A 24,204-nucleotide genomic window follows, 5' to 3' on the forward strand; every position below is an offset into this window, starting at 1 on the left:
TAAACTGATAGGCGATGATCGGCCCATAGCTTTATTTCCAGTAGGTTTGCGTAAATTTTTAGGAAAGATGGAATCCAAAGGCAAGAAGATCCTCATAGCCGACGATGAACCCGATATTTTGGAGATCATACAATACAATCTGAGCAAGGAAGGATATGATGTCGTCACCGCCAAAGACGGGGATGAGGCAGTCGGCAAGGCTAAAGTGACCCGCCCGGATCTGATCATCCTGGACATCATGATGCCGAAGAAAAATGGGGTAGAAGTGTGTGAGATCCTTCGCTCCCAGCCAGCTTTTAAGGAAACCCTGATCCTGTTCCTTACGGCCCTCAGCGATGAAGGCTCCCACGTCCGGGGACTGGAAACAGGCGCCGATGACTACGTCACCAAACCCATCAGCCCCAAGATCCTCGTCAGCCGGGTAAATGCGCTTTTCCGCCGGATTAACAAGGAGCCGGAAGAAAAGGTCCTTAAAATAGAGAATCTGACCATCGACCCCGCCAAATTCGAGGTCACCGTTGATGGCAAGGACGTCACCCTGGCAAAAAAAGAATTCGAGCTGCTATACCTGCTGGCCTCCCGCCCGGGCAGGGTCTTCTTACGCAACGAGATCCTGAACCAGGTCTGGGGGAACGAAGTGATCGTGGGCGACCGCACCATCGACGTCCATATCCGTAAGATCCGGCAAAAATTAGGGCTGGATTGCATCACCACCGTCAAAGGGGTTGGCTACAAGTTCAATCTCTGAACAGGAAGATCAATTCCCGCACATGATTCGTAATTTTACAGGATGCCCTCTACGAAGAATTTATCGCCCAAACAGCTTTCTGCGCTGACGGCCGGACTGCTGGCGCTGCCCATCTCAGCGGGCATTTACGTGCTCACGAACAATAGCATCGTAGGCGCAGCCTCCCTTCTCATCATCTTTTCCGGCAGCTATGGCCTGATCCAGTTCACATTGGAAAAGTTTATATACAGGAAGATAAAGCTGATCTATAAGTTGATCCACCAGACGAAGGCTACGAAAAAGGAAGAAGTCTACTTTAAATACATCCTCCCTCAGAAAAGCATTGACGAAGTGCGGGAAGACGTGGAAAAATGGGGCGAAAAGCGAAACGAGGAGATCGAGCTGCTGAAAAAGAATGAGGCTTACCGGAAAGAGTTTCTGCAAAATCTCGCCCACGAATTCAAGACGCCCATCTTTGCTATACAGGGATATGTGGATACCTTGCTCAACGGGGCAATGGAAGACCCGGACATCCGGAAAAAATTCCTGGAAAATGCCGCCAGGAACGTAGACAGGCTGGTAAACCTCATGAACGACCTGGATGAGATCTCCACCTTGGAGCGGGGAGAGCAATTATTATACAAGCAGAATTTCATCATACAGGACCTTATCAGGGAGAGCTTCGAGTCCCTCTCCATTAAAACCACGGGAAAGAATATAAGGACCTCTATCAAGAAAGGATGCGAATCCCCCATCACCGTCTTTGCCGACAAGGAAAAGATCCGCATGGTGCTGACCAACCTGGTGGAAAATGCCACCAAATACGGCAAACCCGGTGGCACCATCGTTGCCAGCGTCTATAAAATAGACGAAAAGAACGTCCTGATCGAGGTCAGTGACGACGGCATCGGGATCGAAGAGGAGCACCTGGGAAGGATATTCGAGCGCTTTTACCGCACGGATGCAGCCCGGAGCAGGGACAAGGGCGGCACCGGCCTGGGACTGGCCATCTGCAAACATATTATAGAGGCCCACGGACAGTCCATCCATGTCCGGAGCACCCCCGACGTAGGCACTACCATCGGCTTTACCCTGGAATCACGCCGCGATTGACAGCTGCGAGCTACGAGCCATGAGCTGTGAGCGACAAGCTGCAAGCTACAAGTCGGACTTAACCAGCTATTTTAGAAACTATTAACGAATTTAACAGCAGTCTGCTTGCAGCTTGGGGCTTGCAGCTTGCAGCTTTTTACTACCTTTGCCCCTTAAAAAAGAGGCAGTGACAACCACGACCCAAATATTCGATTATAGCAAATGGACCAGTCAACTCGACGAATTAGGCAAAAAGTACCAAACCGCCAGCCCCTATCCGCACATCGTGCTGGAAAACTTTGTCAATCCCGAAGTGTTGAAGGATTGTATCGCCGAGTTCAACAAGCTCAACGAAACAGATGGCTGGATCAATTATAAGCACTATAATGAGAACAAGCGAGGTCTCAATAAGCTGGACCTCCTGCCCACAACGATCAAAAGCACGATCAACGAGCTCAACTCCCCGGAATTCCTCCAATTCCTCAGCAAGCTGACAGGTATCAAAGACCTGCAGAAGGACGACGGCCTGGAAGGGGGCGGCATCCACCAGTCTACCAGGGGAGGATATCTCAACATACACGCCGACTTCACCGTTCACCCCCATCACCGCAACTGGCAGCGCCGTGTCAACGTGCTGGTCTATCTCAACGAAAAATGGGAAGAGTCCTGGGGAGGCAAGCTGGAGCTATGGGACAAGGAAATGAAAGCCTGTGAAGAAAAGGTAACCCCCGTATTCAACCGCTGTGTCATCTTCAATACCGACGCAGACTCGTTCCATGGCCACCCCGAGCCGATGACATGCCCCGAAGGTGTCTTCAGGCGCTCTATCGCGCTGTATTACTATACGGTCGAGGCCAACCCTTTCCGGAGGGCTACCTACTACCAGGCAAGACCCGGCGAAGGCAGCAAAAAGATCCTCGTCAGGCTGGACAACGCCCTCGTCTCGATGTATACAGCCATCAAAGGGAAGCTGGGCGCCAATGACAAGGTGGTCAGCAATATGCTGAAATTCTTTTCGGGAAAGAAGAAATAGGTCAACGACCCGGGACTTCCCGCTTCATGAACACAAACCCATTTTTGCGGTATAGCTCCTTCAGCTGCGGGAACTTATAGTTTTGTTCCCTGTCCACTTTCGTGACAAAATAAACAGGCTTGTCGATGGGGCCCGACACCAGCCATTGCTCATCATATGAATTGGGATTCGCAGGCTTTTCCTTCATCGTATAGAACAGCTCGCCATAGCTTTTAAAGCCCAGGCAATGTACATAACAATCTTCTCCCTGACGGGCAATGAAGAAATCGATGTTAGCACCCTGCGAATAGCGCTCTACCTTAGGAACAATAATAGCGGAAGCCAAAAAAACGACGATCGCCATGCCGACGAAGAGGGTCCGGGCGGCGTTATCGAACTGGCCTTGCCGTAATTTTCGTATGCCGACGATCAGCGAAACGACCAGCAGGACGCCCACCAGCCCTTCCCATCCCGACCAATGCACTTCCGCCTCCATATTGCCCCTGGCAAAAGTATCGTCGACATAGGGGGCCAGCCTTTTCACGTTCAGCCCGATGATCGCCACCCCCAGCAATAGCAGGGAGATCAGTCCCCCGAGGATTGCCGTCAGCACACCCACGTATTTCTTGTAGACGGCCTCGCCCCGCTGCCACTTATAGATGGAATAAGCCGCCAGGAAAGTGACGGGGAACCACGCCAGCGACGAGTAATGTATGATCCGGGACTGGACAATAGTGAACAGGATGGTCACCACCCAGAACAAAAAGATCATCCATTTCTTAAAGTCCTTGTCGTACCGGCTGCCGTATTGGTTCTTGAAAAAAGCAGGGATGGCCAGGATCGAAGCAGGGAAGCAGCCCACCAGCAATACGATATAGTGATACCCGAAGAATCCGGCCTGGTCCGCATCGTGCGTGGTGAACAGGCGGTATTGGTATTTTAGGAACTCATTGATGAACCAGGGCCCCCGCTTGGCCGTCTCATACCCATACCAGGTGGACAACACCAGGAAGGAGATCACCAGGAAGAGCAGGGCATGCCCCCAGCTGAAATAGAATTTCCAACGGTTATAAATGAAGTAGACCCCCAGCACCAGGAGGAAGACCATCAGGGCCACCTGCCCCTTCGTGAGCACAGCGAGTCCCATGAATACCCCTGACCAGCACACATAGAAATACAGCGGCCTGGTCAATCCCTCCTTGTCAAAGCCATTCCGCTTCCAATGGTATAATATGAAATAATAAAGTGAGAGAAAGGTAAAGAGGTTGAACCATGGATCGATGATGCCCGACTTGAAATACATATTGGGAAAGAGCGATCCCCCATAGGCCAGGGCCCAAAGGACGCCAAACCGGGAGTCATAGATCCGCCTGCCGATGCAAAAGACCACAATGAGCGTGACGATGCCGCAAAGGGCATTGGGAAAGCGCGAGGCGAACTCATTCACCCCAAAGATCTTCATGGCCGTGCTTTGCATCCAGAAGAACATCGGGGGCTTTTCCCAGAAAGGTTTGAAATCCACATATACGCGGGAATAGTCGTCCAGCTTGATCATCTCCCTCGAGCATTCTGCGAAATTGATCTCGTCCCAGTCGAACAAATGCACGCGGCCCAGAAAAGGTATAAAAAACAGGGCGCCGAGAATGGCGATGAGTACGATAGTGGTGGTTTTGTTCAAACGCATTACCAGGCTTTTGGCCGCAAAGATATCCTATTTAAGAGGTTTATACATCTCTCTTTTCATGACGCCCCATTTACAGAGACGGTGGACGACAGACACCTGGAGGACACCCAGTCCATATACCACGCTGCGCCGGAAATTGATGCTGGAAGCCTCTTCAAAATAGCGGGTAGGGCAGGTGATCTCCGCGATCTCGTAGCCCAGGTAAATGATCTGGGAAAGCATCTGGTTGTCGAAGACAAAATCCTCCGAGTTGATGTCGTAGTTTATCCGCTGGAGGATCTCCCTGGAAAAAGCCCTGTAGCCCGTGTGGTATTCGGCCAGCTTTTGCTTGAGCATCACGTTCTCGAAGAACGTCAGCATCCTGTTGAAGATATATTTATACAGGGGCATGCCGCCATGCAAGGCGCCCTTGCCAAGGGTCCTGGACCCCAGCACCACCTGGTAAACATTATTGGCAATGAGCCAGGCCATGGAAGGTATGAGCTTCGGCGTATACTGGTAGTCGGGATGGAGCATGATCACGATGTCCGCCCCCAGCTCCAGCGCCTTGTTATAGCAACTTTTCTGGTTGCCGCCATAACCCCTGTTCTTGTCATGCTTGATGATATGGGAAATACCCAGCTCGCGGGCCACAGCCACCGTCCGGTCGCTGCTGTTGTCGTCGACCAGCACCACTTCGTCCACGATGTCAAAAGGGATTTCTCCATACGTCTTACGGAGGGTAAGCTCGGCATTGTAAGCCGGCAGCACGATCACCAATTTTTTACCTTCAAGCATAAGACGTTAAAATAGTTGAATTTTCTCCAAAAATAGAGCGCAAACGTACGTATATCATATCAATACAGAAAATTTTAGCTGTAATTCTGCAATCCTACTGCGGGGACGGGAATTTTTTGATAAAAAACCAATGGACGAGAAGGGCCGTCGTCACGCCGAGGAAGGACCCCATCAATACATCCGTCAGGAAATGCTGCCCCAGGTAGATCCTCGAATACCCTACCGCGACAGCCGTCAGCACGTAAAATACATTCGTCCTTTTATTCTTCTCGAAGATGGCCAGCATGGTCGCCAGCGAGAATACCGTAGTGGAATGCCCCGAGGGAAAGCTGCTATACCCGCGGCGGGTGATACCATCGATGAAATAAACGTATTCCCTGTGATCGAAGACCTCCCAGGGACGGGGCATGGAAAAGACATTCTTCAGGATCTGCGCCAGCAATGCCGACAGCAGAAAGGCGGAGAGGAGCTGCCAGGCCTGGGACCAGCGGCGCAGCACCATCAGGAGAATAACCACCGCGCCCGCGAAAATGCCATCCCCCAGATAGGTAAAACCAATAAAAAAATAGTCTAATGGGCTTCGATGAAAAGGGTTCAGGAATAAGAAAGTGGCCATTTTCCCTTTCATCAGAAGGAATATCAGCCCTACCAGGAAAAAAAAACCATAACAGAGAAGAAAATTGCGATTGACTGCAATGATTGATCTCAGTCTATTCATCCGGCAAAACTACTACAAACCTTCCACTAATTCCTCGGCAAGACCAAAAGAGAGGGTCATGCCCGCTCCTCCCAGCCCGTTGATCACATATACATAAGGCTCCGGAGAAAAGAACAGATCGGACGCTCCGTCCGTCAGCTTCGCATATATGCCATTCCAGGTCTGGGTGACACGCCAGTCCTTCACCTGGACGAACGTACGCAGATAGTCCAGGATCATCCGGTTGATAAGCTCCTTATCAAAGGGATCGTGCGTGAGGCCGTATTCGTGCGAATCGCCTACCGTCAGCTCGCCATTGCCATTCTGAGCGACCATCACGTGAATGCCCCGATCCAGGTAATCCGGCAGCTCTTCCGTATAACGTTGCTTCAACCCTGTCAGGGATGCGGCGGCCTTAAAGCTATTATAATGGATGAGAGAAAGTCCTCCGCAAAGCGCAGGCCCTATACGCCATTCCGCAGGCTGCGGTGCGAGGCGCAGCATCTGCAGCTTGCATTTGGTGACTGGCTGCCGTGAAAAATGCTCGGGATACAGCGTTTCAAAGTCCGCGCCATTGCATATGAAGATCAGGTCCGCCTCATGTTCTTCGTCATTGCCGATGTATACCGCCTGATCCGAAATATACGAAACACATTTCCCCCAATGGAACGCTACTTTCAGCTGCCCGGATAGCCAGTCCGGCAAGGCCGATACAGCCTCCCGGGGATCCACGATCAATTCATCCCTGCTATAAAGGCCGCCCAGCAGCCCTTCGGGAACCACCGCGGTCGATGCGCCGGCCACGCCCGCCCTGTCCAGCAATTGCACCGGTCTTCCCTCTTTACGGAAGATCTCCGCCAGCTCCTGCAAGACCAGCCATTCATCAGCGTGGTAAGCAACATGAAGGCTTCCTGCCGGCTCAGCCCAAAAATCCGCCTTTGGAGCAAGCTCTTTCCATATCTCCCGGCTGCGGACCGCCCTGTCATACATCTTCCCCGCCGGCTGACCAATAGGCCAGATCATGCCAAAATTGCGGATGGATGCGCCCACCGCCTTATCGCTCCTTTCGAAGACCTTTACGGAAAATCCCCTCAACGCAAGGGCCCTGGCGGTTGCCAGCCCTACGATGCCCGCTCCGATGACAATGGCTGATCGAGATGATTGCATAAATTACCTATTTCTTTTTACACCGGTGATGCTTATTCCGAAACTTAACCATCCCCGGTGTACATCTTATAATTGACCTTCGGTCAGCGGATCTGTGATCCGCTCCGGTAGATCCTGTCATATAGCACAGCCCCCCATAGCACCAGCACTATGCCAACGGTAGCCGCTACGTAGAAGATCGCCGTGAAAAAGTCCACCCATGTATAACGTATCTGCACAAATTCTTTTAACAGGAGGACGACCACCGTACCCAGGTAGCCGAACGCATCGGCGAAATAAATGAGAAAGCCCACATTTCCTGGTACTTTATAAGCGGCCAGCATTCTTTCAAAATAAAAACAGTTGTAAGGTATATACCCCAGATAAAGCCCCGCGGAAGCGACCAGTATCCAGTTCACCGGGGAAAGGATATGCAAATGGTAGCCCGCTGTTGCCACCGCCGCCAGCACGAAGCCGCCGATGATAATGACATTATTCAGCTGGAAAGCCTTGTAATTATTTTTTATTAAATAAAATCCACCGATGACGGCCAGTACGATCAGGGACACGATGGTGCTGGTCTGCGCAAATACGGCCGCATGCTGCAATGACCCCGTCTCCGTCCACAGCTCGTTGATGAAATCTTCGCAGAAATCCCTCAGGATCGTCAACATTACATAAGCGATGATAACAGGAATAAGCGCAACGCCGAATTGCCGGAGGAACGCTTTCCGCTGCTGTTTTTCCATAGGCAGCCGGATGGTACGTTGCGCAACATCGGCTGCCGTGGGGGGCGGCGTCTGGTTCAGCAACCAGGTCCCCAGCAACAGCGGCCCCAGGAAAATAGCGGCCGCCGCGAAGGGCATCCACTGCTCATTGACGCCAGCATAAAGCATCAACGCCTTCCCTACGGTCTTGGCCAGCCCGCTGGCAAAAATAAAGCTGGTGGCCAGGATGGCGCCCATCAGCTCCGTCACTTTTCGACCTTCCAGGAAGCCGAACACCAGGCCCCAGATCAGTCCAAGGGGCAGCCCGTTGATGAATAGAAAAATGAAATTATAGGGCATCGGCACCCACCCGAAAAGCAGCAGCGCCGCCCAGGAGATCATCATCAGCCGGATAATATAACCCGCACGGCGGGCAGGTTGCATCATGGCGATAAAACGGATGCCATAGAACTTGCTGCACATATAGCCCAGCACCTGCGAGATCACCAGCACCACCTTGTAAGAAACGCCGAACAGCCGGACGCCGTCATACGATGCGGCGGTGAATGGCTTGCGGAAACCATACATGCTGGAATAGACCACGAAAGAGGAAAAAGACACATATAATATGAATACCCAGGCAGGACTGGCCGACAGCCGGCTCCGGAGCGTCGGACGATCACCGGCGGCGATAGCCACGGGCTCGGTTGATATGACGGCCATCTCAGGCATGCTCAATAATGGGTATTAGCTCTTCCAGGCTGTCGATGATATGGTCGGGATGATATTGCTCCAGCTGGACGCGGGTATACGCGCCGGTGGTGACGCTGACCACTATTCCGCAGCCAGCATTGCGGCCTTCTTCCACGTCCACTTCCGTATCCCCGATCTTCAATACCCGGGCGGGAGAAGTTATACTAAGCCGCTGCATCAATTGATGGATCATGTACGGAAAAGGTCGCCCTTCAGGTACCTCGTCGCTGCAGATCACCTGGTCGATAACACCGTGCCCATTGTCCCAGTGCAGCCGCTGCAGGATAGCATCCGTGATCGTACGGGTGAACCCGGTGTTCAACGCTATTTTCATCCCCTTCCGCTTCAGGTTCGAAAACACTTCCTCCGCATGAGGCAAAGGTCGCAGCTCCTTTTCCGTGCGGTAAAATGAGAGCATGCCGGCAATAAACCTGTCGTGGATCCTGTCTATCAGCGCCCGGTCCTCTTTACGGTGCGGCGCATATTTTTCCAGCAGTCGCCGGATCGCATCGATCTTGCGGAAGCCCATTACTTTCTTTACCTCTTCCTTCGGCACGGTAAGGCCGAACGCCTGAAAAGCCTCCATGAACGAATGGGCTACATCGCCCTTGTCATGTACGGTCGTCCCCGCTATGTCAAAAACCACCAGTTGAATATTGCTCATAAAAGATCATATAGTAGTTAGGTGTCGGAACATCATGTCTTTATAGTGTTCGAGATCGGGCAAAGCCTTGCCTTCGATCTTCGCCTGCTCGTCCCATTTACGCATTTTGACGATCATTCCGAACAACGGGTATTGCTCGAACGCCGTCGCTTCCTCCTCCGTCATAGGGCCGCCCTGGTATTCCAGCGTCTTCCTGCTCGCATCCGACAGCTGTGTATAATAGCCAGGTTCCCGCACCGTCAGGTACCTTTTGGCCTCCACATGGGATTCCACCAGGCGAATGACCTTTTTCGAAAAACCTTTCCCCCGCAGGAACTCCGCCCCGATGGCCTCATGGTCTTTTATACCGAACCCATCCATTCCATTCTCCCCCGTCGCCGCTTCGCTGATATGACCAATATCATGCAGAAAGGCCGCCAATATGACCTCTTCGTCATATCCCTCCTCTTCCGCCAGCTGGGCCGCCTGCACCATATGCTCCAGCTGGGAGACCTTTTCACCGGCATATTCTTCGCCGCCGTAACTTTCATACATGCCGAAGATCTCATCGGTGATCTGCCGTGCTTTTTCACTTTCCATAACAAATCTTTTAATTATTTAAACACCGTTGGAACAGGCTCCGCCGAACCATGGTCCGGCCGGAATTGAAAACCCAGCAGCGCAGCCATGGTGGGCGCCCATTGCTTCTGGTACAGCTGCGTGTGGGTGCTGACCTCCCCTGCCGGCATCGTATCGGGCCCCATCACAGCCATCCAGATCTCACCGGACTCTTTTATTTTCTCACCATGGTCCCGCCAGGTGTCTTTCATCTTATCTCCCCTGCCATGGTCGCAGGTGACGATCAACGTGGTCTTATCTTTGTATTGAGGCATGGACTGCAGCGTGTTCCATAAGTCCGCGATCATGGCATCCTCCGCATGGGCCTGGCTGAGATACTGGTCATACAGGCCCGCATGCGCAAAGTCGTCCGTCTCGTCGAAAGCAATGTAGAGCACCTTGGGCTGGTAGGTCTTCAGGTATTCTTTCCCGGCAAAATAAGTGATCACGTCAGGTCGCACTTCCAGCGGCTGCGGAGCAAGGAACTGCATTTCATTCACCACCTGCAAGCCCTTGTCAGGAAAATGGAGGCTATCCACTCCCGAATTTACATAAAGTCCGCTACGCCCCGTGTTAAGAATATAGGGAAATACATCCCAGGTAGTGAAGGCGGCAACTTTACCGGCGAATCCCTTCTGCCGGCTGATAAACTCCAGCACATTGGTATTTCCATTCAGCACTTTGTCGTTGGAATTGACAGCCGTGTCAGGATATCCTGTAAAGATCTCGTTATAGCCGGGATAGGAGAACTGGTAAGGATTAGCGACATTCACCAGGTTGCCGATGGTCCTGTTGCCATAGAGCTGCCCCTTCTCCTTTACCGTGGTCCAGAGAAAGGGGAAAAGCTTCTTCCTCCTTTCGCGAATATCCGGGCTGTAAAACATTTTATTCAGACCGTCCTTGTTCCTCGTAAATTTTTGATTGCCTGCCAGTGCGGTATCGATCCCTCCGAACACTTCCTGCCAGCGCATGCCGTCCAGGGTGAAGATAACAAGGTTCTCGGTACGGTGGGATACGACTTGTGCGGCGCCGGGAAAGGCGCCGCACAGGATCAGCATAGAGATTACAAATAACAATTTTACCCGCATAGTTAAATTTATTTGATCAGCCACATGGCCAGGTTGATATCATCCTGTCCGTTGTACTGACGCTGGACAGCAGCCTTATAATTATCTCCATTGGAGGTGATCTCATTGGTTGGATACTGGAAGCGCAGGGGTATCTTACCCCCGTTGCCCGTGCCCGAACCTACGCTGAAAGCGGGAATGCCCGTCCTGCGCCATTGATAATAAGCCTGCAAGCCCGAATTGCGCGCATAGGCCAGGTATTTTTGAGTAAGGATCTGGGATAGCCCGTCGTTGGTATTTCCCTTGTATTGGACTGCAGCCTGGCTGAGATAATCGCTGAAGGCGAAGTGGACTGTGTACGTTACGCTGCCAGTCCCGCCTGCATTGCGAAATACCACCTGGTTGTCGCCGTCCTTGATGCCATAAAATCCAAACATGGCCTTGATGCCGTTGGCATACCATGCCGATGCATCACCAGTCGCCCATCCACGGTTGATACCCTCTGCAATGCTAAAACACACTTCTGCATAGCTGAGGATCAGCGTCGGCTCCGCCGTATACGTAGCATAAAAATGGTTGTAATTATACAGGGAGATCTGTCCCGCACCGGACAAGGTGGAGAGCACGCTCAGGTCGGCTCCCAGCTGGGCGCCGACAAAAGACCCATAGTCGGTGTCGGCAAGTCCAAGTCCGCGGGCGGGCTCGGCCAGTACCATAGCGCGGATGTCATTTAATTGCCCCAGCGTGGTCAACAGGGTGGCCCCCAGGTTGAGACGACCGGCATTGTTCCCATAATTGCCGGGATTGTCCGGATAATAATTATAGGTGCTGTTATAGACATACTGCAGGTTGTCGTCGTTGCTGTTGAAAACGGGATATTTTGCAGGAGTGCCCACAATGTCTGCAAACTGCTGTTTGATGTTAAGATCGGCGGCGTCGTCAGCTCGTTTGCTTAGCTCGATCAACACGCGCAGCCTGTAGCTGTTAACCACCTTCTGCCACTCGATGAGCGCGTTGCGTCCGGTGGCATCCGCATATTTGGATGTTTCCTGGTAATACCAATCCCCCGAGAACTCCACAAACCCGTTGGCGATGAAGTCCGCAAGCATGGTATTGGCGCTATCCAGCCATAAGAGCGACTGTTTGAAAATATCCTTTTGGCTGTCGTATTTCGGAGTGGGACTGGCGGTGCCTTTCAATGCCTCGCTCATGGGCAGATCCCCGACTTTTTCCGTCATGTTGACAAAGAACCAGGCGCGAAGGAAAAACCCCAGGGCATGGTAAGGGTTCTTATCCGTTCCCACCGCTTTTTTTGCTTCGGCTTCCATGGAGATCACATTGTTCAGTGCGCTATAGTTGAGGGTGGCGCTGCCTGTCCAGTATTTGTTATCGCCATAGTAAGTATAATTCGAGGCTATGAACTGGTCCGCCTTGTCTTCGTAATCACCGGGAAAAACGACCAGGCTGTTCAGGATGGAACGAAGGACCAGACCGGGAGGTACCGTTTGCGGCAGGTTCTTGTTCTGAGAATATTCCGCGAATTTTTTAGAGCACCCCATGGTCAGCAGTAAGACCGGGAGGGCCAGGACAAACGTGGATCGTATGATGTTGCGTTGCATAGTGACTGATTTTAAAAGACTACATTTAAGTTGATGCCATAGCTACGGGTAGTGGGCGACTGGAGACCATGTTCCCGGGAAATCACATTAAACTGATCACGGCCGGGAAATTGGTCCACATCCAGGTCTTTGAACGCACTAGGGAAAAAGTATAGCAGGTTCCTGCCCACCAGGGAAACATCTACGCGGTTAATAAAGGACCTATGCAACCATTTTGCGGGCAGTGAGTAGGTAATGACCACTTCACGGAGTTTCGCATAGGTCTTGTTCACCATCGTATGTTGGGGATCGTTATAGAAGCTGCTGACATAATCCTGTACCCAGACCGTGGCAGAATCATTCTGTCTGAACGTAAGACTTTTGCTGTTACTGATGACCCCTGTTGCCGGGTCGTACTGGATCTGGCCCGATCCCCCCGAGCCCGCCACCTGCACACCGTCGCCGCCGAGGATAGGGCGGCCGTTAGCATCTCTTGCCTCCTTATTATGTGTGGGATTCTTGGGATCCGGACCGAAATAACCTGCATCAGCCATGTGCTGGGATTCATAAAGCCTTGCCTGTCCGATCTTGCCAGTTGCGGTATTCAGTCCGCGGCCGCCTTCCGTGAGTTTGCGCAGCACATAGTCCTGCAGCCGTCCGCCTACCATGCCGTCGAACTGGAAACTAAAGCTGAAGGATCCATAGGAGAACTTATTGTTGATACCCCAGGCCCAGTCAGGATCGGCATGTCCCAAATATTGGGCTTTGGGCAGATAAATGGGGAACCCGGACTCATCATGGATCACTTTCCCATCGGGGGTCATTGCTTCATAATTACCGAACAGCTTGTCTACACGATCTCCAACATGATAGGGATAACCAGTCCCGTTGTTCATCTCTTTAGCGCCACCGGCAAAGGCAGAAAAGACTTCCTTGTACGTTGACCAGTTGACCAGAACATCCCAACGGAAGCTGTTGCTCAGTTGTATGGGCGTGCCTGTAACAGAAAGTTCTGCGCCCGTCCTTTTCGTAGTAAGCCCATTGGTGACGATATAGCTGATGCCGCTGGTTTCCGATACATATTGATTGGAGATCTTGGGGCCATCCTTGTATTGGAACCAGGTACCGCTGAAGCCCAGGCGATTGTGGAGAAAACGCGCATCCAGGCCGAACTCATAGTTGGTACGGGTGCTGGGTTTGATGCCCGGGCTGATGGTATAGTTAGGCGCATCGGCGCCGGAAACGTTGTTATACACCGGATAGGTCGTATAAGGCGGTGCAGAAAGTGAGTAAGTGGGCCCGTCATATGGCGTATAATATCCTGTTCCGTAGCCTACAGGGCTGGCTATACCCAGGCTCTGAAAAGCGGTGCCCGCATAAGCTGTAGTACCTCCATCCTTCACAGTGGCAAAGCTGCCGCGCAGTTTGAGGAAGGTAATGGCGGATGGCAGCGTGATATAGTCCGACAACGGCGTGCTCAGAGACACGGAAGGATAAAAATAAGCGTTCTTCCCCACCGGCAGGGCGCTGGTCTTGTCTAACCGTCCCGTAGTGGACACCGTGAAATAATTCTTATAGGTGAGGTCCACCGAATAGTAGGCGCTTAAGAGCAAAAGATTGGAATTATACGAATAAGAACGCACCGACTTGAGGCTGTTGGCGAAAGTATAAACATTAGGCACCACCAGCTGGTCCGTGCTGGTATAGCTGGACTCGTATTTCATGTTGCGGGCTGAGCCACCGCCAAAGGCGCTGATGGAGATGCCGCTGTTGTTGATATTCTCCTTGTTCAGGCGCAGGAGCAGCTCGGTATTGTTCTCCCACAGGTCGCGCCGGTCCTCCCGGTAATTACCGTGGTTGTGCTCGTCTCCATACGGGTGCGCGGAAAATGGCAGCTTTTCATTACGCAGCACATTATAAGTGGTCATATTGCTCCGTAGCATGATATCCAGGCCCTTGTTGATCTTATAGGTAAACGCGGCCCAGCCGTAAAGGTCGTTCTTATAATGACCCCGCAGCCATTCATAGCTGCTGAACCAGGGATTGTGGTAGCGCTTGTATTCCGCGAAATTGGATTGAATGCCTGCCTTGCCCGGTTTCCAATAATTGCGGATATTGGGGTCCTGGACATTCCAGTCAGCGCCCGTCCAGATATCGATATTGTAGATGATGCTGTTGGGACCGTAGGCGACATCGGGAATATTCGGGGTGAACTGACGGTTGTAATTGATATTGGCCTCGACCTTGAACCTATCGGAAACATTGTAGCTGCCCAGGACGTTCAGGTTCAGCGTATTCAGACTGGTGTTTGGGGTAATGCCACGCTGGTAGCCATTGGACACGGACATCCGTACCGTGGACTTGTCGGTCACCGAAGAGAAGTTGATATTATTCGTAGTTAACAGACCGGCCTGAACGAAATTTTGAAGATTGTCCTTGCCGCGCGCTACCCAGGGAGTGGGTTTGATATTACCCGTAAATGTTTTTACATTAGGACCGAAGCTGGTGGTATAAGTGGCATTGGGGTCATAGGCACCATCGTATTGCGGCAACAGTCTGCCATCCAGGCGGGGCCCCCATACATCATAGTCTTTGTCGTTCCTGCCGGAACCGGTGCCATTAGCCAGGTAGTCGCCGAAGGCATATTGTTGATTGTCACCTCCGCCGTACTCATTCTGTACACGGGGAATGGCGATAAAACCTTTGTTCATCTGCGTGCTGGAATTGATCTCCACCGTCCAGCCTTTGCCATTCTTTTTTCCGCGTTTGGTTGAAATGAGAATAGCCCCGTTAATGCCCCGGCTGCCATATAGCGCTGCGGCAGTGGGCCCTTTCAATACTGAATAGGTTTCGATGTCATCAGGGCTGATATTCCAGGTATCCGAATTGATGGGAATGCCGTCTACAACATAGAAATTCAGCGGCGATCCCCGCAGCAGGACAGTGGGGGAGGCCAGCATTTCCTGGCTGATGCCCACGTTGAGACCCGCCACTTTGCCCGTTAAGCCATTAATGGGGTTGGGCTCCCTGGCTTTCAGAAGATCGTCGCCCTTCACTTCCTGGACCGAGTAGCCGATGCGCTTGGCCTCTTTACGGATGCCGAGGGCGGTGACTACCACCTCGTTCAGGTTCTTTGTATCTGCCTTAACGGTAATAGTAAGCGTACTTTCATCACCCAGCACTATCTCTTTCGACGTGATCCCCACTCCTGAGATGAGGAGCACATCCGCGTTACGCGCCTTGATGGTAAACCGGCCGTCTACATCTGTGGAGGTCCCGGACTTAGATCCCCTGATCAATACCGATGCCCCGGCCACTGGGCTTTGGTCCGTCTCCGATAACACCCGCCCGCTAACGGGTCGCTGCGCATGAACGAGCAGGGGCAGACAAAATAGCAATAACCAGACCCCTTGCAAAAGGGTAGATCTTTTTCTCATATTACAGTAGTTTTTAGTTGCACTAAATGATGGATCATTGTGCGGCGAAATTATCCGGGCAGTATGAAGGGAAGGTTAGGCCGTCTTTAAGAAAATGTTAATAGTTTACAAATACTAAACCAATGTTAAGTATTTATAAAATCCTTCCAACGGTATGGCGGGCAAATAATAATTGATTATTTTCTTGATAAGACTGCGCAGGATCAGAAGAGATAGAAGACAAGGACCAGCGCTTCCGTAGTACCGACGTTCTTCAGCCGGTGGGGGGCACGGCCGTCAAAAAAAAGCGTATCGCCTTCTTCCAGGGTGAAGGTCTCTTTTTCCACCTGGTACTCTACTTTTCCCTTTAATATATACTTACATTCAAAGGCGTCCGTGCTGATCATCTGCTTACGGCCGGCATTCCGTTTCAATTCCAGCAGGACCACATCCGCAGCCTGGCTGGCAACGCTGCGGGTAAGTATGCGTTTGTACGAGAAACCTTTCACGGGCTCCTTCTCAAAAAGCTTTTCCTGGCCCTTGCGGATAATGAGGACATTCCCTTTATTGGCGGCATCGTGCATGTCTTCGAAAAAGGTCTTCAGGTCCTCGTCAAGGGAATGGATGATATTGAACAGTACGGGAAGGGAAGGGACGGTACGGTTATTCTCGATCTGGGAGATCAGTCCCTTGCTGACCCCGGCCTTGTTGGCCAGCTGTTCCAGCGTGACATTCTTCTGTGTTCTTTTGGTCTTGATCTTATCGCCCAGCAGTAATATCAGTTCTTCATTCATACAGCATGCCCTTTATTGCAGGCAGCCAAGATACTCCAAGATACTCAAAATGATATTAAATGAATATTAAAGTCCGAATGCCTGTAATATCCTCGTGAAGACGGCGGTATTCTCATACACACCCCTGAAAAGTCCCGACCGGGGGCCATAAGCGAATACAGGCACGGGAATGGCCGTATGGTCATTGGTCGAGAATTGCCCTCCCACATATCCTCTCCGGTAATCCCCGTCCATCAGGGTAAGTCCGCCTGTCTCATGATCAGCCGTCACGATCACCAGCGTCCCTCCATCCCTGTCCGCAAAACGCAAAGCCTCTCCCACCGTCTTATCGAAATCCATCACTTCCATCGCCACATACGGCAGGTCGTTTGCATGGCCGCCATAATCCACCTGGGCCCCTTCCGTCATGATAAAAAATCCCGGCTTATTGCGGGACAGCAGATCGAGGGTTTTGTTAAATGCCTTTTGCAGCCAGTCACCCCTGCCATCCAGCATGGACTTGCCCGCCCTTGCCTCCACGACGATCCACTTTTTATCCGTTCCGGCGCGAACACTATCTATCGCAGGAACAATGGTGTATTCCGGTTGCAACACCCGTAACAGGCTGTCTGTCACAGCCGCTTTTTTGCCTTCATTCAGGATAGCCACATTGTTCAGGCTTTCATCGCCCGAACCCATCAGCACGCTGATGGGCGCGTTCTTCAGATCCCGGAGGACTGCGGTGGCATTCCCCCGCTCTGACTGATGGGCATAGAAGTCGGCCGGCGTAGCATCGGCGATATCCCCGCAGGTCACCAGGCCTGTCCGGATCTTCCGCTTTTCCAGGATCACGGGCAGCAGGGGCAGGGCCTTGCCGGTATGATCCACGCCGACAAAACGGTTGTTCGTCTTTTCGCCGGAAGAGAACGCAGTGGAGCCCGGAGCCGAATCCGTCACATAGCTGTCATAGCTGCTGGTCTTCGACAGCCCGATGTTCCGCATGGTAAATATATTCAGTGCGGCCTTGTTGGCGGTGTAACCCGCATACAGTTGCGCCAGGCCCGTACCATCACCGATGAGAAGAATGACATTCTTCACAGGCTTGTCCACTCCATCCGTCTTATACGTCGGTTGATAAGGCTGGTAAGCCCCCCCTCCCGTATAGGATGTCTTCGGCAGCCGGCGTAAGAAATCGGACAGCGCGGCAATATGATCCGTATTTATATAATCCACCTGCAGATGCATGAACTGGTACCAGGCATTGATAAAATCCGGCGCATCCCAAAATCGGACCGTCTTTTTCTCTTGATGGGCTTTCTTCACCGCCTCCTGCAGCCTGGCCCATTCCTTTGCAGGGATGATGCCCTTCCCGTTCCATTCGGAATAACTTTTAAAATCATCGCTGAGCATAACCACCTTATCCAAAGCTTCCTTACCGTATTGCTCCGACAATACGCCGTCGAACCAGATCCATGAAGGATAGGACGGCCACAGGAAGGAGGCAGGCCGGTTGCCCGTTATGACAAATTTGATGGCGGGATTGCCGGTCAGCTCCGGGTATTTCCTCAGCACTTCGATCAGCCGCGCAAGCGTACGGATGGAATCCGTCTTGATATCGATCAGCACCTGCAGCCCGGCCGTTGCATTCTGAAAAGGTCTGCCGCCATGCTGACGGACACAGGCCAGCAGCGGATCGAGATAATAGGTCTCCAGCGTCCTTTGCAACGCCAGCTCTTTTTCCGAATGGGCCACCACCAGCGAATCCTGGCGCAAGAATATATCCGCCTCGATAGAGCCGAACCCTTCGTTGTAGGCCAGCCGGAATGGTACTTTCTGCTCGTAATCGTTATGGGAATGGGCATTGCTGCAAGTATACGCAACGGGCTGCGCCTGCAGGCTGAAAGTCATCAGCGCCAGCAGGACGATGAGGGATCCTGAGTTCATTTCGCAAGTATATACAAAAATTCCCTTCCCGCCTCTGTTAATATTCCGTTCACACAAAACTTACAATTACTTAACAACCAGGTAAAAATGAGGTAATACTTAGTATGGACCTTTGGAAAACCACAATAATGGAAAAGCGACCCGTGGATGTAGTTGTTTTGTCGGACGTTCATCTTGGAACCTACGGCTGCCGGGCTAAAGAGTTGGTGAATTACCTCAAAAGCATCACGCCTAATATCCTCATCCTGAATGGCGATATCATAGATTGCTGGCAATTCTCCAAAAGGTATTTCCCTCCCGCACATATCATGGTCCTGAAGGAGATCCTTCAATTCATCACCAATGGTACGAGAGTATTCTACATCACTGGCAACCACGACGAGATGATGCGCAAGTACACCGATACCCGCATCGGCAACTTTACACTCACAGACAAGCTGGTGCTCGAGATCGACAATAAAATGACCTGGATCTTCCATGGCGACGTGTTTGACAATACGACCAAGGGAGGCGCAAAGTTCCTCGCCAAGCTGGGCAGCAGTGGATACCAGGGGCTGATCCGCTTCAACCGTTTTATCAACTTCATCTTAAAGCTATTCGGTCGCGAGCGGGTCTCCATCTCCAAAAGAGTGATGGCAGGCGTGAACAAGGCCGTCAGCAAGATCAATGATTTCGAGCTCATTGCCGCTGAGCTCGCCATCGAAAAAAAATACGACTATGTCATCTGCGGCCACATTCACCAGCCTCAGAAAAAAGTAGTGGAAACAAAGGACGGCAAGGTCACCTACCTCAACTCCGGAGATTGGGTGGAGCACCTGACGGCCCTGGAATACCAGCACGGCGAATGGTCCATCTTCGAATACGACGAAAAGAAATTCCCGGTAGCCGCTACCGTCGAGATGAAGCCATCCCTGAGCGTCATTACGGACGAGATCAATTTTTATATCAATTCATTAGCAGCAATATGAAGATTTTTTACGCAGTACAGGCCACTGGCAACGGCCATATCAGCAGGGCCATGGAGATCCTCCCTTACCTGGAACGTTATGGGAAAGTAGATCTCTTTCTCAGCGGGGCTAACAATACCCTGGAGCTGGATGCTTCCGTAAAATATCGCAGTAAGGGCCTGAGCCTTTTCTACACCAGCGTCGGCGGACTCAATTATGTGGACACGGTCCGGCAATTCTCCCCCCGGCGGCTGCTGAAGGAAGTAAAGGAGCTGCCCGTGGAAAAATATGATCTTATCCTCAACGACTTCGAGAGCATCACCTCCCTGGCCTGCGCCTATAAAAAAGTGCCTTCCGTCAATTTCGGCCACCAGGCCAGCTTTATCTCTCCCAAAGTACCCCGGCCCGCCAGGAAAGAATGGATGGGAGAATGGATCCTGCGCAACTACGCCCGGGCCACGCAATACATTGGCCTGCATTTTAAACAATACGACGACTTCATCCTCCCGCCAGTGATCAAACGGGAGATCCTCCAGGCCGATGCGATGGACAAAGGGCATGTCACGGTGTATCTCTCCTCTTTCAGTGATGCCGTTGTGAGCCGCTATCTCAGCCCCCTGAAGGATTACAGCTTCCAGGTCTTTTCCAAAGAAGTAAAGCAGCCCGTACAGCAAGGTAATATCCTCTTCATCCCAGTCAATAAGAACGCCTTTAATAAAAGTCTTATCTCCTGCAAAGCCATCATCACAGGCGCAGGTTTCGAAACACCCGCGGAAGCCATGTATCTCGGGAAAAAGCTCCTGGTTATCCCTATCCGGGGACAATACGAGCAGTTCTGCAATGCGGCAGCCCTTGAAAAAATGGGCGTGCCTGTCCTGAAAGGGCTGGATGGGAATTTTGCGGCCGTCTTCGGGGCAATGATGCAGCATAAGAGATCACCAGCCCTCCGGCTGGATCATAGCACCGAGTCCATCGTCAGCTATCTCATGCATCACTGCACAGACCGGAAAAAACACCAGCTGGACCTGCTCTATCCGGAGTTCATCTTCAATTAATGTAAGGATAACCATTCAGTAAACTACGCATAATGTATCCCCGCTACCTTTATACCCGCATTAATTGGTTAGTCACCCGTTAATCGATGGTTTATATATGTAGAGTTGAATTTTCTCATGCAGAGCCACTTCATTTCCATGACGGTGGCTTTTTTCATTTATGTAAGCATAAAAAAAGACGAGCGGGTCGCTCGTCTTTTTTTATAGAGTCTCTATTTATTTAGAACGTATACTTCAGTCCTAACTGTCCCTGCCAACGTGAGTTGATCGGGTCATTATAATAGTAGTGACCGCCTGAAGTGGGTGCCTGGAATTGGAAGGTAGGTGTGTAGTTCACCGTCACTCCATCAGCCTTGTAGGGGTTACCGGGAGCATTGCCTGCGGCATCCTTTGCAAATTTCAGGAAGTTGACCGTATAGTTGTTCAGGTTGCTCACGAAAGTGATATGACCCCAATTGTTGTTGATCAGGTTCAGGACGTTGAAGATGTCCAGGCTGATCGCCAGCGTATGCTGCCTGTTGCTGCTGCTGAGATGGAACTCGTGCATCAGCTTCAGATCCAGCTCATGGTTCCAGGGCGTACGCATACCGTTACGTTCTGCGTATTTACCTCTCCTGTTCTTCAGGTAGCTGTCGGCATCCACGAAAGTGTTGAAGGCAGCACGATTAGCCGCATCCAGGATCATCGTCTGTGATTCAGCTACTGTAGGGATATAAGGCAGTGCCGAGTTGGGGTTCAGGATATTACCCGGTACGCCGGCATAGATCAGCGTGTAAGGGCTGCCGGACTGACCGGAGTAGAAGAAATTCAGGGAAGTGGTGTGCATCGGGTTCCAGTTCAACGCTCCACCCAGGGTCGCTACGATATGCTGGCGCAGATCGAAGTTGGAATAACCCAGCTGGGGATTATTGGAAGAAATGGCCGGATTGTAATCCCAGTTGCTCTGCATGGAGTTGCGGATACCATTGGCGACGTCTTTCGACATGCCATACGTATAGGCAGCGGACCAGTTATAGCTGAAGGTAGCTGTGCTGCCTACCCGGATAGGATCAGATGTCCTCGCGATCTGGGCAGTAAGATTATACCGGTAGCCCTTATTGGTGTTGGTCAGCAGGAAAACGTTGGCGAAGTCCCCGTTGACATTGCCGCCTGTGTACACCGGCGTCTGGGTTGGCCCGGTGGAATAGAACTGCGTCACATCCTTCTTATTGATCTGCTGAAACAGGACGTCATGGATGGTCTTGGTGTACATACCGTCCAGGGTCAGCTTGTAACCATGCCCCAGCTTGAAGTCCACCGCTACGCTGCTGCGCCATACAGAAGGAAGCTTGAACTTATTGTCCACGATATCGAGTTCACGTGTCTTAATGGAGTTCGGGCTCACCGCACCGATGGTAGATACCAGGTTATCAGGTCCAACCAGGGGTACCGTAGTACCTGCTGCAGGCTTGTAATCGATATTGTTGAAGTTAGGACCGCTGAGGGTGTATGCATAACCTAACCAGGCGAAGGGGATACGGCCGGTGAAGATGCCCGTACCGCCTCTCAGCACAACGGATTTATCACCCTTGATATCCCAGTTGAAGCCCAGACGGGGGGACAAAGCGACATTGCCAAACCATTTGTTGTCGAATTTGCCATAAGGCGTATGCGAATACGTCGGGTTGGTGGGGTTGACATAGTCAACTGTAGTGTTCAGCTCCGGGTCGGTAGCAGGCTGCTTCCCTACATAGGAATAGTCGATCCGGATGCCGGGCGTAACCTTCAGACGGCGGGTGATGGAGATCTCATCGCCCACATAGGCGCTGAGCAGGCCTACATTGAAATGGCTGCCGGGCGTATTGGCACGTAATGCATCATAATCGTTCTTACCTGCACCGGGAGCATAGGCGCCCCGGATCCGGCTGGGGCGGTTGATGAGAAAACTATCGACGCCTCCATACTGCCAGCGACCGTTCCAGCTGTTGACAAATCCATAGTCGAAGCTATAGAATTCGTTATGCGTCCCAAAGGTAAATTTATGAATGCCCTTGTTCCAGGTGACATTGTCCGTAAATTCAAATGTCTTTTGACGCTGGTCATAGATAGCAGCCTCGCGCCAGGTACCTAACCAGATATTGGAGGCGCCGTTGGTGATGTCCACATAGGGGGTCACATTATTAAAAGCGCCGGGAAAGGTACGGTAGTCGTGTACGTTGATATAACCCAGGATCAGCTGGTTGTTCACCGTATTGCTGAACTTGGTCTTCAATTCAGCTACGATGTTGATATTCTTGCTGTATTGGGTAAAGTCCGTCGAGCTGAACTGGTATACTGCGGGCGTACGCTCCAGGTTATTACCCCAGCCCTTGGTATAAATGCCACGCAGCGTAAGCGTGGTTTTGGGGCTGATATTGTAATCCAGGCGGCCGAAGTATTTATCGCTGTTGGTGAAGATCTTGCCCGGAGCATAGGAGCCCGGGTCGAATCCGGCGGCTTTGAAGGCGTTGGTGATCTGCACAGCCTGTGCTGCCGTCATCGCGGCGCCGGCTTCACCTACATTGTAGAAAGTAGGTTCCTGGCGGCGGGTGAGCTCCACATTGGCGATGAAGAACAGCTTATTCTTAATGATGGGTCCGCTAAGCGTCGCACCATATTGATAGTCATAAAAATCGGAACCGATTGACTTCTTCGCGGCATCCGGGCTTTTCCCCACCAGGGCGTTGTTCCTGCCATAGCCATAGACAGAACCATGAAAGTCATTGGTACCGCTCTTGGTAACAGCATTCACCGTACCGCCCGTGAAATTACCCAGCTTTACGTCATAAGGAGCCAGCTGCACCTGAACTTCCTGGATAACGTCCAGGCTGTAGGGATTGGTGCGGGTGCCGGATCCGGCCGTACCTGCCTGGCCACCACCGCTGGTGCCGCCAAAAGAGTTGCTGAAGCCGATGGCGTCATTGTTCATGGCGCCGTCCAGCGTAATGTTATTATAGCGAAAGTTACTGCCGCCAAAAGAGTTGTTGTTCGACTGCGGAGTAAGCCTGGTAAAATCGGAAAGGCTTCTACCCAGCGTAGGCAGGGTGGTCAGCTGCGCCTTGCCCACGGTGAGCCCGGAGGTCTGGGCTCTCTTGCCGCCTACTACCACGACTTCCGTCAGGGCAGCCTCATTGAGCTTTAATCCAACGTTTACCTCAGGGTTCTCACCCAATGTGAGGCTGAGGTCGGAGATCGTCTCTTCTTTATAGCCTGTGAAAGAGATCTTTACTGTATAAGGCCCTCCCACTTTCAGGTTGGGTATAACAAAAATTCCTTTGCTGTTTGTCTGGGAACCTGTAGAGTATCCCGTGGGTTCATGTTTTACTACAACGGATGCGCCCGGTACGGGAGCTCCCTTGGAATCATAAACGACACCATTAAGCGTGGCGGTCGTCTCCTGCGCCCGGGCGAGTCCCCCGGTGAGAAGAGCGATCGTGCTGAACATAAGCAATAGTCTGAGTCTGAAACGCGACATAACGATTAGTTAAAATTTGCTGCAAAGGTGGCTCCGGCATGTTACCGGCAGGTTA

At 51.8% G+C, this 24,204-nt stretch carries 18 protein-coding genes; 5 read left to right on the forward strand and 13 right to left on the reverse strand.

From position 1 onward, the window contains the following. The first annotated feature begins 67 nt into the window (after nucleotides 1-67). The 3 genes from Q4E93_RS25610 (at nucleotide 68) to Q4E93_RS25620 (ending at nucleotide 2,852) form a co-directional block, all read left to right on the forward strand. On the forward strand, nucleotides 68-748 hold the full coding sequence (locus tag Q4E93_RS25610) for a response regulator (RefSeq protein WP_303590216.1): 681 nt from the start codon (nucleotides 68-70) through the stop codon (nucleotides 746-748). A 42-nt stretch (nucleotides 749-790) separates the two neighbouring features. Then, entirely contained in the window at nucleotides 791-1,840 is a 1,050-nt protein-coding gene (locus Q4E93_RS25615) for a sensor histidine kinase (protein ID WP_303590218.1), read from the forward strand. 166 nt (nucleotides 1,841-2,006) lie between these two features. After that, nucleotides 2,007-2,852, forward strand: coding sequence for a 2OG-Fe(II) oxygenase (locus tag Q4E93_RS25620; RefSeq protein WP_303590220.1), 846 nt, complete (start codon nucleotides 2,007-2,009; stop codon nucleotides 2,850-2,852). A gap of 1 nt (nucleotide 2,853) precedes the next feature. Here the strand turns inward: Q4E93_RS25620 and Q4E93_RS25625 are convergent, their stop codons facing one another. The 12 genes from Q4E93_RS25625 to Q4E93_RS25680 form a co-directional block, all read right to left on the reverse strand. Beyond that, nucleotides 2,854-4,515 (reverse strand): ArnT family glycosyltransferase, encoded by a 1,662-nt coding sequence (locus Q4E93_RS25625; protein ID WP_303590221.1) that lies wholly within the window; start codon nucleotides 4,513-4,515, stop codon nucleotides 2,854-2,856. Nucleotides 4,516-4,542: 27 nt separating this feature from the next. Further along, on the reverse strand, nucleotides 4,543-5,292 hold the full coding sequence (locus Q4E93_RS25630) for a glycosyltransferase family 2 protein (protein ID WP_303590223.1): 750 nt from the start codon (nucleotides 5,290-5,292) through the stop codon (nucleotides 4,543-4,545). Nucleotides 5,293-5,386: 94 nt separating this feature from the next. Further along, nucleotides 5,387-6,010: a phosphatase PAP2 family protein gene (locus Q4E93_RS25635; RefSeq protein ID WP_303590225.1), complete on the reverse strand. Its 624-nt coding sequence runs from the start codon at nucleotides 6,008-6,010 to the stop codon at nucleotides 5,387-5,389. Between the two features lie 12 nt (nucleotides 6,011-6,022). Next, nucleotides 6,023-7,156 carry a TIGR03364 family FAD-dependent oxidoreductase gene (locus Q4E93_RS25640; protein WP_303590227.1) on the reverse strand — a complete coding sequence of 378 codons (1,134 nt, stop codon included), beginning with the start codon at nucleotides 7,154-7,156 and terminating at the stop codon, nucleotides 6,023-6,025. A gap of 83 nt (nucleotides 7,157-7,239) precedes the next feature. Beyond that, nucleotides 7,240-8,574, reverse strand: a complete 1,335-nt coding sequence (locus Q4E93_RS25645; RefSeq protein WP_303590228.1) for a DUF5690 family protein — start codon at nucleotides 8,572-8,574, stop codon at nucleotides 7,240-7,242. Beyond that, nucleotides 8,567-9,259 carry an HAD hydrolase-like protein gene (locus Q4E93_RS25650; RefSeq protein WP_303590229.1) on the reverse strand — a complete coding sequence of 231 codons (693 nt, stop codon included), beginning with the start codon at nucleotides 9,257-9,259 and terminating at the stop codon, nucleotides 8,567-8,569. Before Q4E93_RS25650 ends, Q4E93_RS25645 begins: the two co-directional genes overlap by 8 nt. Before the next feature lie 6 nt (nucleotides 9,260-9,265). After that, nucleotides 9,266-9,838, reverse strand: coding sequence for a phosphonate degradation HD-domain oxygenase (locus Q4E93_RS25655; protein ID WP_303590231.1), 573 nt, complete (start codon nucleotides 9,836-9,838; stop codon nucleotides 9,266-9,268). A 14-nt stretch (nucleotides 9,839-9,852) separates the two neighbouring features. After that, nucleotides 9,853-10,914: an alkaline phosphatase family protein gene (locus Q4E93_RS25660; protein ID WP_303590233.1), complete on the reverse strand. Its 1,062-nt coding sequence runs from the start codon at nucleotides 10,912-10,914 to the stop codon at nucleotides 9,853-9,855. Nucleotides 10,915-10,952: 38 nt separating this feature from the next. Beyond that, entirely contained in the window at nucleotides 10,953-12,542 is a 1,590-nt protein-coding gene (locus tag Q4E93_RS25665) for a SusD/RagB family nutrient-binding outer membrane lipoprotein (protein ID WP_303590235.1), read from the reverse strand. 11 nt (nucleotides 12,543-12,553) lie between these two features. Continuing rightward, nucleotides 12,554-15,958 (reverse strand): SusC/RagA family TonB-linked outer membrane protein, encoded by a 3,405-nt coding sequence (locus Q4E93_RS25670; protein WP_303590237.1) that lies wholly within the window; start codon nucleotides 15,956-15,958, stop codon nucleotides 12,554-12,556. Between the two features lie 203 nt (nucleotides 15,959-16,161). Beyond that, complete coding sequence (locus Q4E93_RS25675) at nucleotides 16,162-16,731, reverse strand: helix-turn-helix domain-containing protein (protein ID WP_303590238.1); 570 nt, start codon at nucleotides 16,729-16,731, stop codon at nucleotides 16,162-16,164. A gap of 66 nt (nucleotides 16,732-16,797) precedes the next feature. Next, nucleotides 16,798-18,654 carry an alkaline phosphatase gene (locus tag Q4E93_RS25680; protein ID WP_303590239.1) on the reverse strand — a complete coding sequence of 619 codons (1,857 nt, stop codon included), beginning with the start codon at nucleotides 18,652-18,654 and terminating at the stop codon, nucleotides 16,798-16,800. 128 nt (nucleotides 18,655-18,782) lie between these two features. Between Q4E93_RS25680 and Q4E93_RS25685 the strand changes: the two genes are divergently transcribed. Together Q4E93_RS25685 and Q4E93_RS25690 are read left to right on the forward strand one after the other, a co-directional pair. Next, nucleotides 18,783-19,622 carry a UDP-2,3-diacylglucosamine diphosphatase gene (locus Q4E93_RS25685; RefSeq protein ID WP_303590240.1) on the forward strand — a complete coding sequence of 280 codons (840 nt, stop codon included), beginning with the start codon at nucleotides 18,783-18,785 and terminating at the stop codon, nucleotides 19,620-19,622. Further along, nucleotides 19,619-20,656, forward strand: a complete 1,038-nt coding sequence (locus Q4E93_RS25690; RefSeq protein WP_303590242.1) for a glycosyltransferase family protein — start codon at nucleotides 19,619-19,621, stop codon at nucleotides 20,654-20,656. Before Q4E93_RS25685 ends, Q4E93_RS25690 begins: the two co-directional genes overlap by 4 nt. Before the next feature lie 220 nt (nucleotides 20,657-20,876). Here the strand turns inward: Q4E93_RS25690 and Q4E93_RS25695 are convergent, their stop codons facing one another. Then, a complete protein-coding gene (locus Q4E93_RS25695; protein ID WP_303590243.1) occupies nucleotides 20,877-24,149 on the reverse strand; it encodes a TonB-dependent receptor in 3,273 nt (1,090 codons plus the stop codon). Nucleotides 24,150-24,204: the final 55 nt, after the last annotated feature.

Origin of the sequence: Flavitalea plasmicola, from assembly GCF_030546645.1 — a bacterium.
Lineage (GTDB): Bacteria > Bacteroidota > Bacteroidia > Chitinophagales > Chitinophagaceae > Puia.

Bases quoted from the DNA above. Each gene is read 5' to 3' on its own strand.
- Q4E93_RS25610 (WP_303590216.1), top strand. From the start codon at position 68: ATGGAATCCAAAGGCAAGAAGATCCTCATAGCCGACGATGAACCCGAT.
- Q4E93_RS25615 (WP_303590218.1), top strand. From the start codon at position 791: ATGCCCTCTACGAAGAATTTATCGCCCAAACAGCTTTCTGCGCTGACG.
- Q4E93_RS25625 (WP_303590221.1), bottom strand. From the start codon at position 4,515: ATGCGTTTGAACAAAACCACCACTATCGTACTCATCGCCATTCTCGGC.
- Q4E93_RS25630 (WP_303590223.1), bottom strand. From the start codon at position 5,292: ATGCTTGAAGGTAAAAAATTGGTGATCGTGCTGCCGGCTTACAATGCC.
- Q4E93_RS25635 (WP_303590225.1), bottom strand. From the start codon at position 6,010: ATGAATAGACTGAGATCAATCATTGCAGTCAATCGCAATTTTCTTCTC.
- Q4E93_RS25640 (WP_303590227.1), bottom strand. From the start codon at position 7,156: ATGCAATCATCTCGATCAGCCATTGTCATCGGAGCGGGCATCGTAGGG.
- Q4E93_RS25645 (WP_303590228.1), bottom strand. From the start codon at position 8,574: ATGCCTGAGATGGCCGTCATATCAACCGAGCCCGTGGCTATCGCCGCC.
- Q4E93_RS25650 (WP_303590229.1), bottom strand. From the start codon at position 9,259: ATGAGCAATATTCAACTGGTGGTTTTTGACATAGCGGGGACGACCGTA.
- Q4E93_RS25655 (WP_303590231.1), bottom strand. From the start codon at position 9,838: ATGGAAAGTGAAAAAGCACGGCAGATCACCGATGAGATCTTCGGCATG.
- Q4E93_RS25660 (WP_303590233.1), bottom strand. From the start codon at position 10,914: ATGCTGATCCTGTGCGGCGCCTTTCCCGGCGCCGCACAAGTCGTATCC.
- Q4E93_RS25665 (WP_303590235.1), bottom strand. From the start codon at position 12,542: ATGCAACGCAACATCATACGATCCACGTTTGTCCTGGCCCTCCCGGTC.
- Q4E93_RS25670 (WP_303590237.1), bottom strand. From the start codon at position 15,958: ATGAGAAAAAGATCTACCCTTTTGCAAGGGGTCTGGTTATTGCTATTT.
- Q4E93_RS25675 (WP_303590238.1), bottom strand. From the start codon at position 16,731: ATGAATGAAGAACTGATATTACTGCTGGGCGATAAGATCAAGACCAAA.
- Q4E93_RS25680 (WP_303590239.1), bottom strand. From the start codon at position 18,654: ATGAACTCAGGATCCCTCATCGTCCTGCTGGCGCTGATGACTTTCAGC.
- Q4E93_RS25685 (WP_303590240.1), top strand. From the start codon at position 18,783: ATGGAAAAGCGACCCGTGGATGTAGTTGTTTTGTCGGACGTTCATCTT.
- Q4E93_RS25690 (WP_303590242.1), top strand. From the start codon at position 19,619: ATGAAGATTTTTTACGCAGTACAGGCCACTGGCAACGGCCATATCAGC.
- Q4E93_RS25695 (WP_303590243.1), bottom strand. From the start codon at position 24,149: ATGTCGCGTTTCAGACTCAGACTATTGCTTATGTTCAGCACGATCGCT.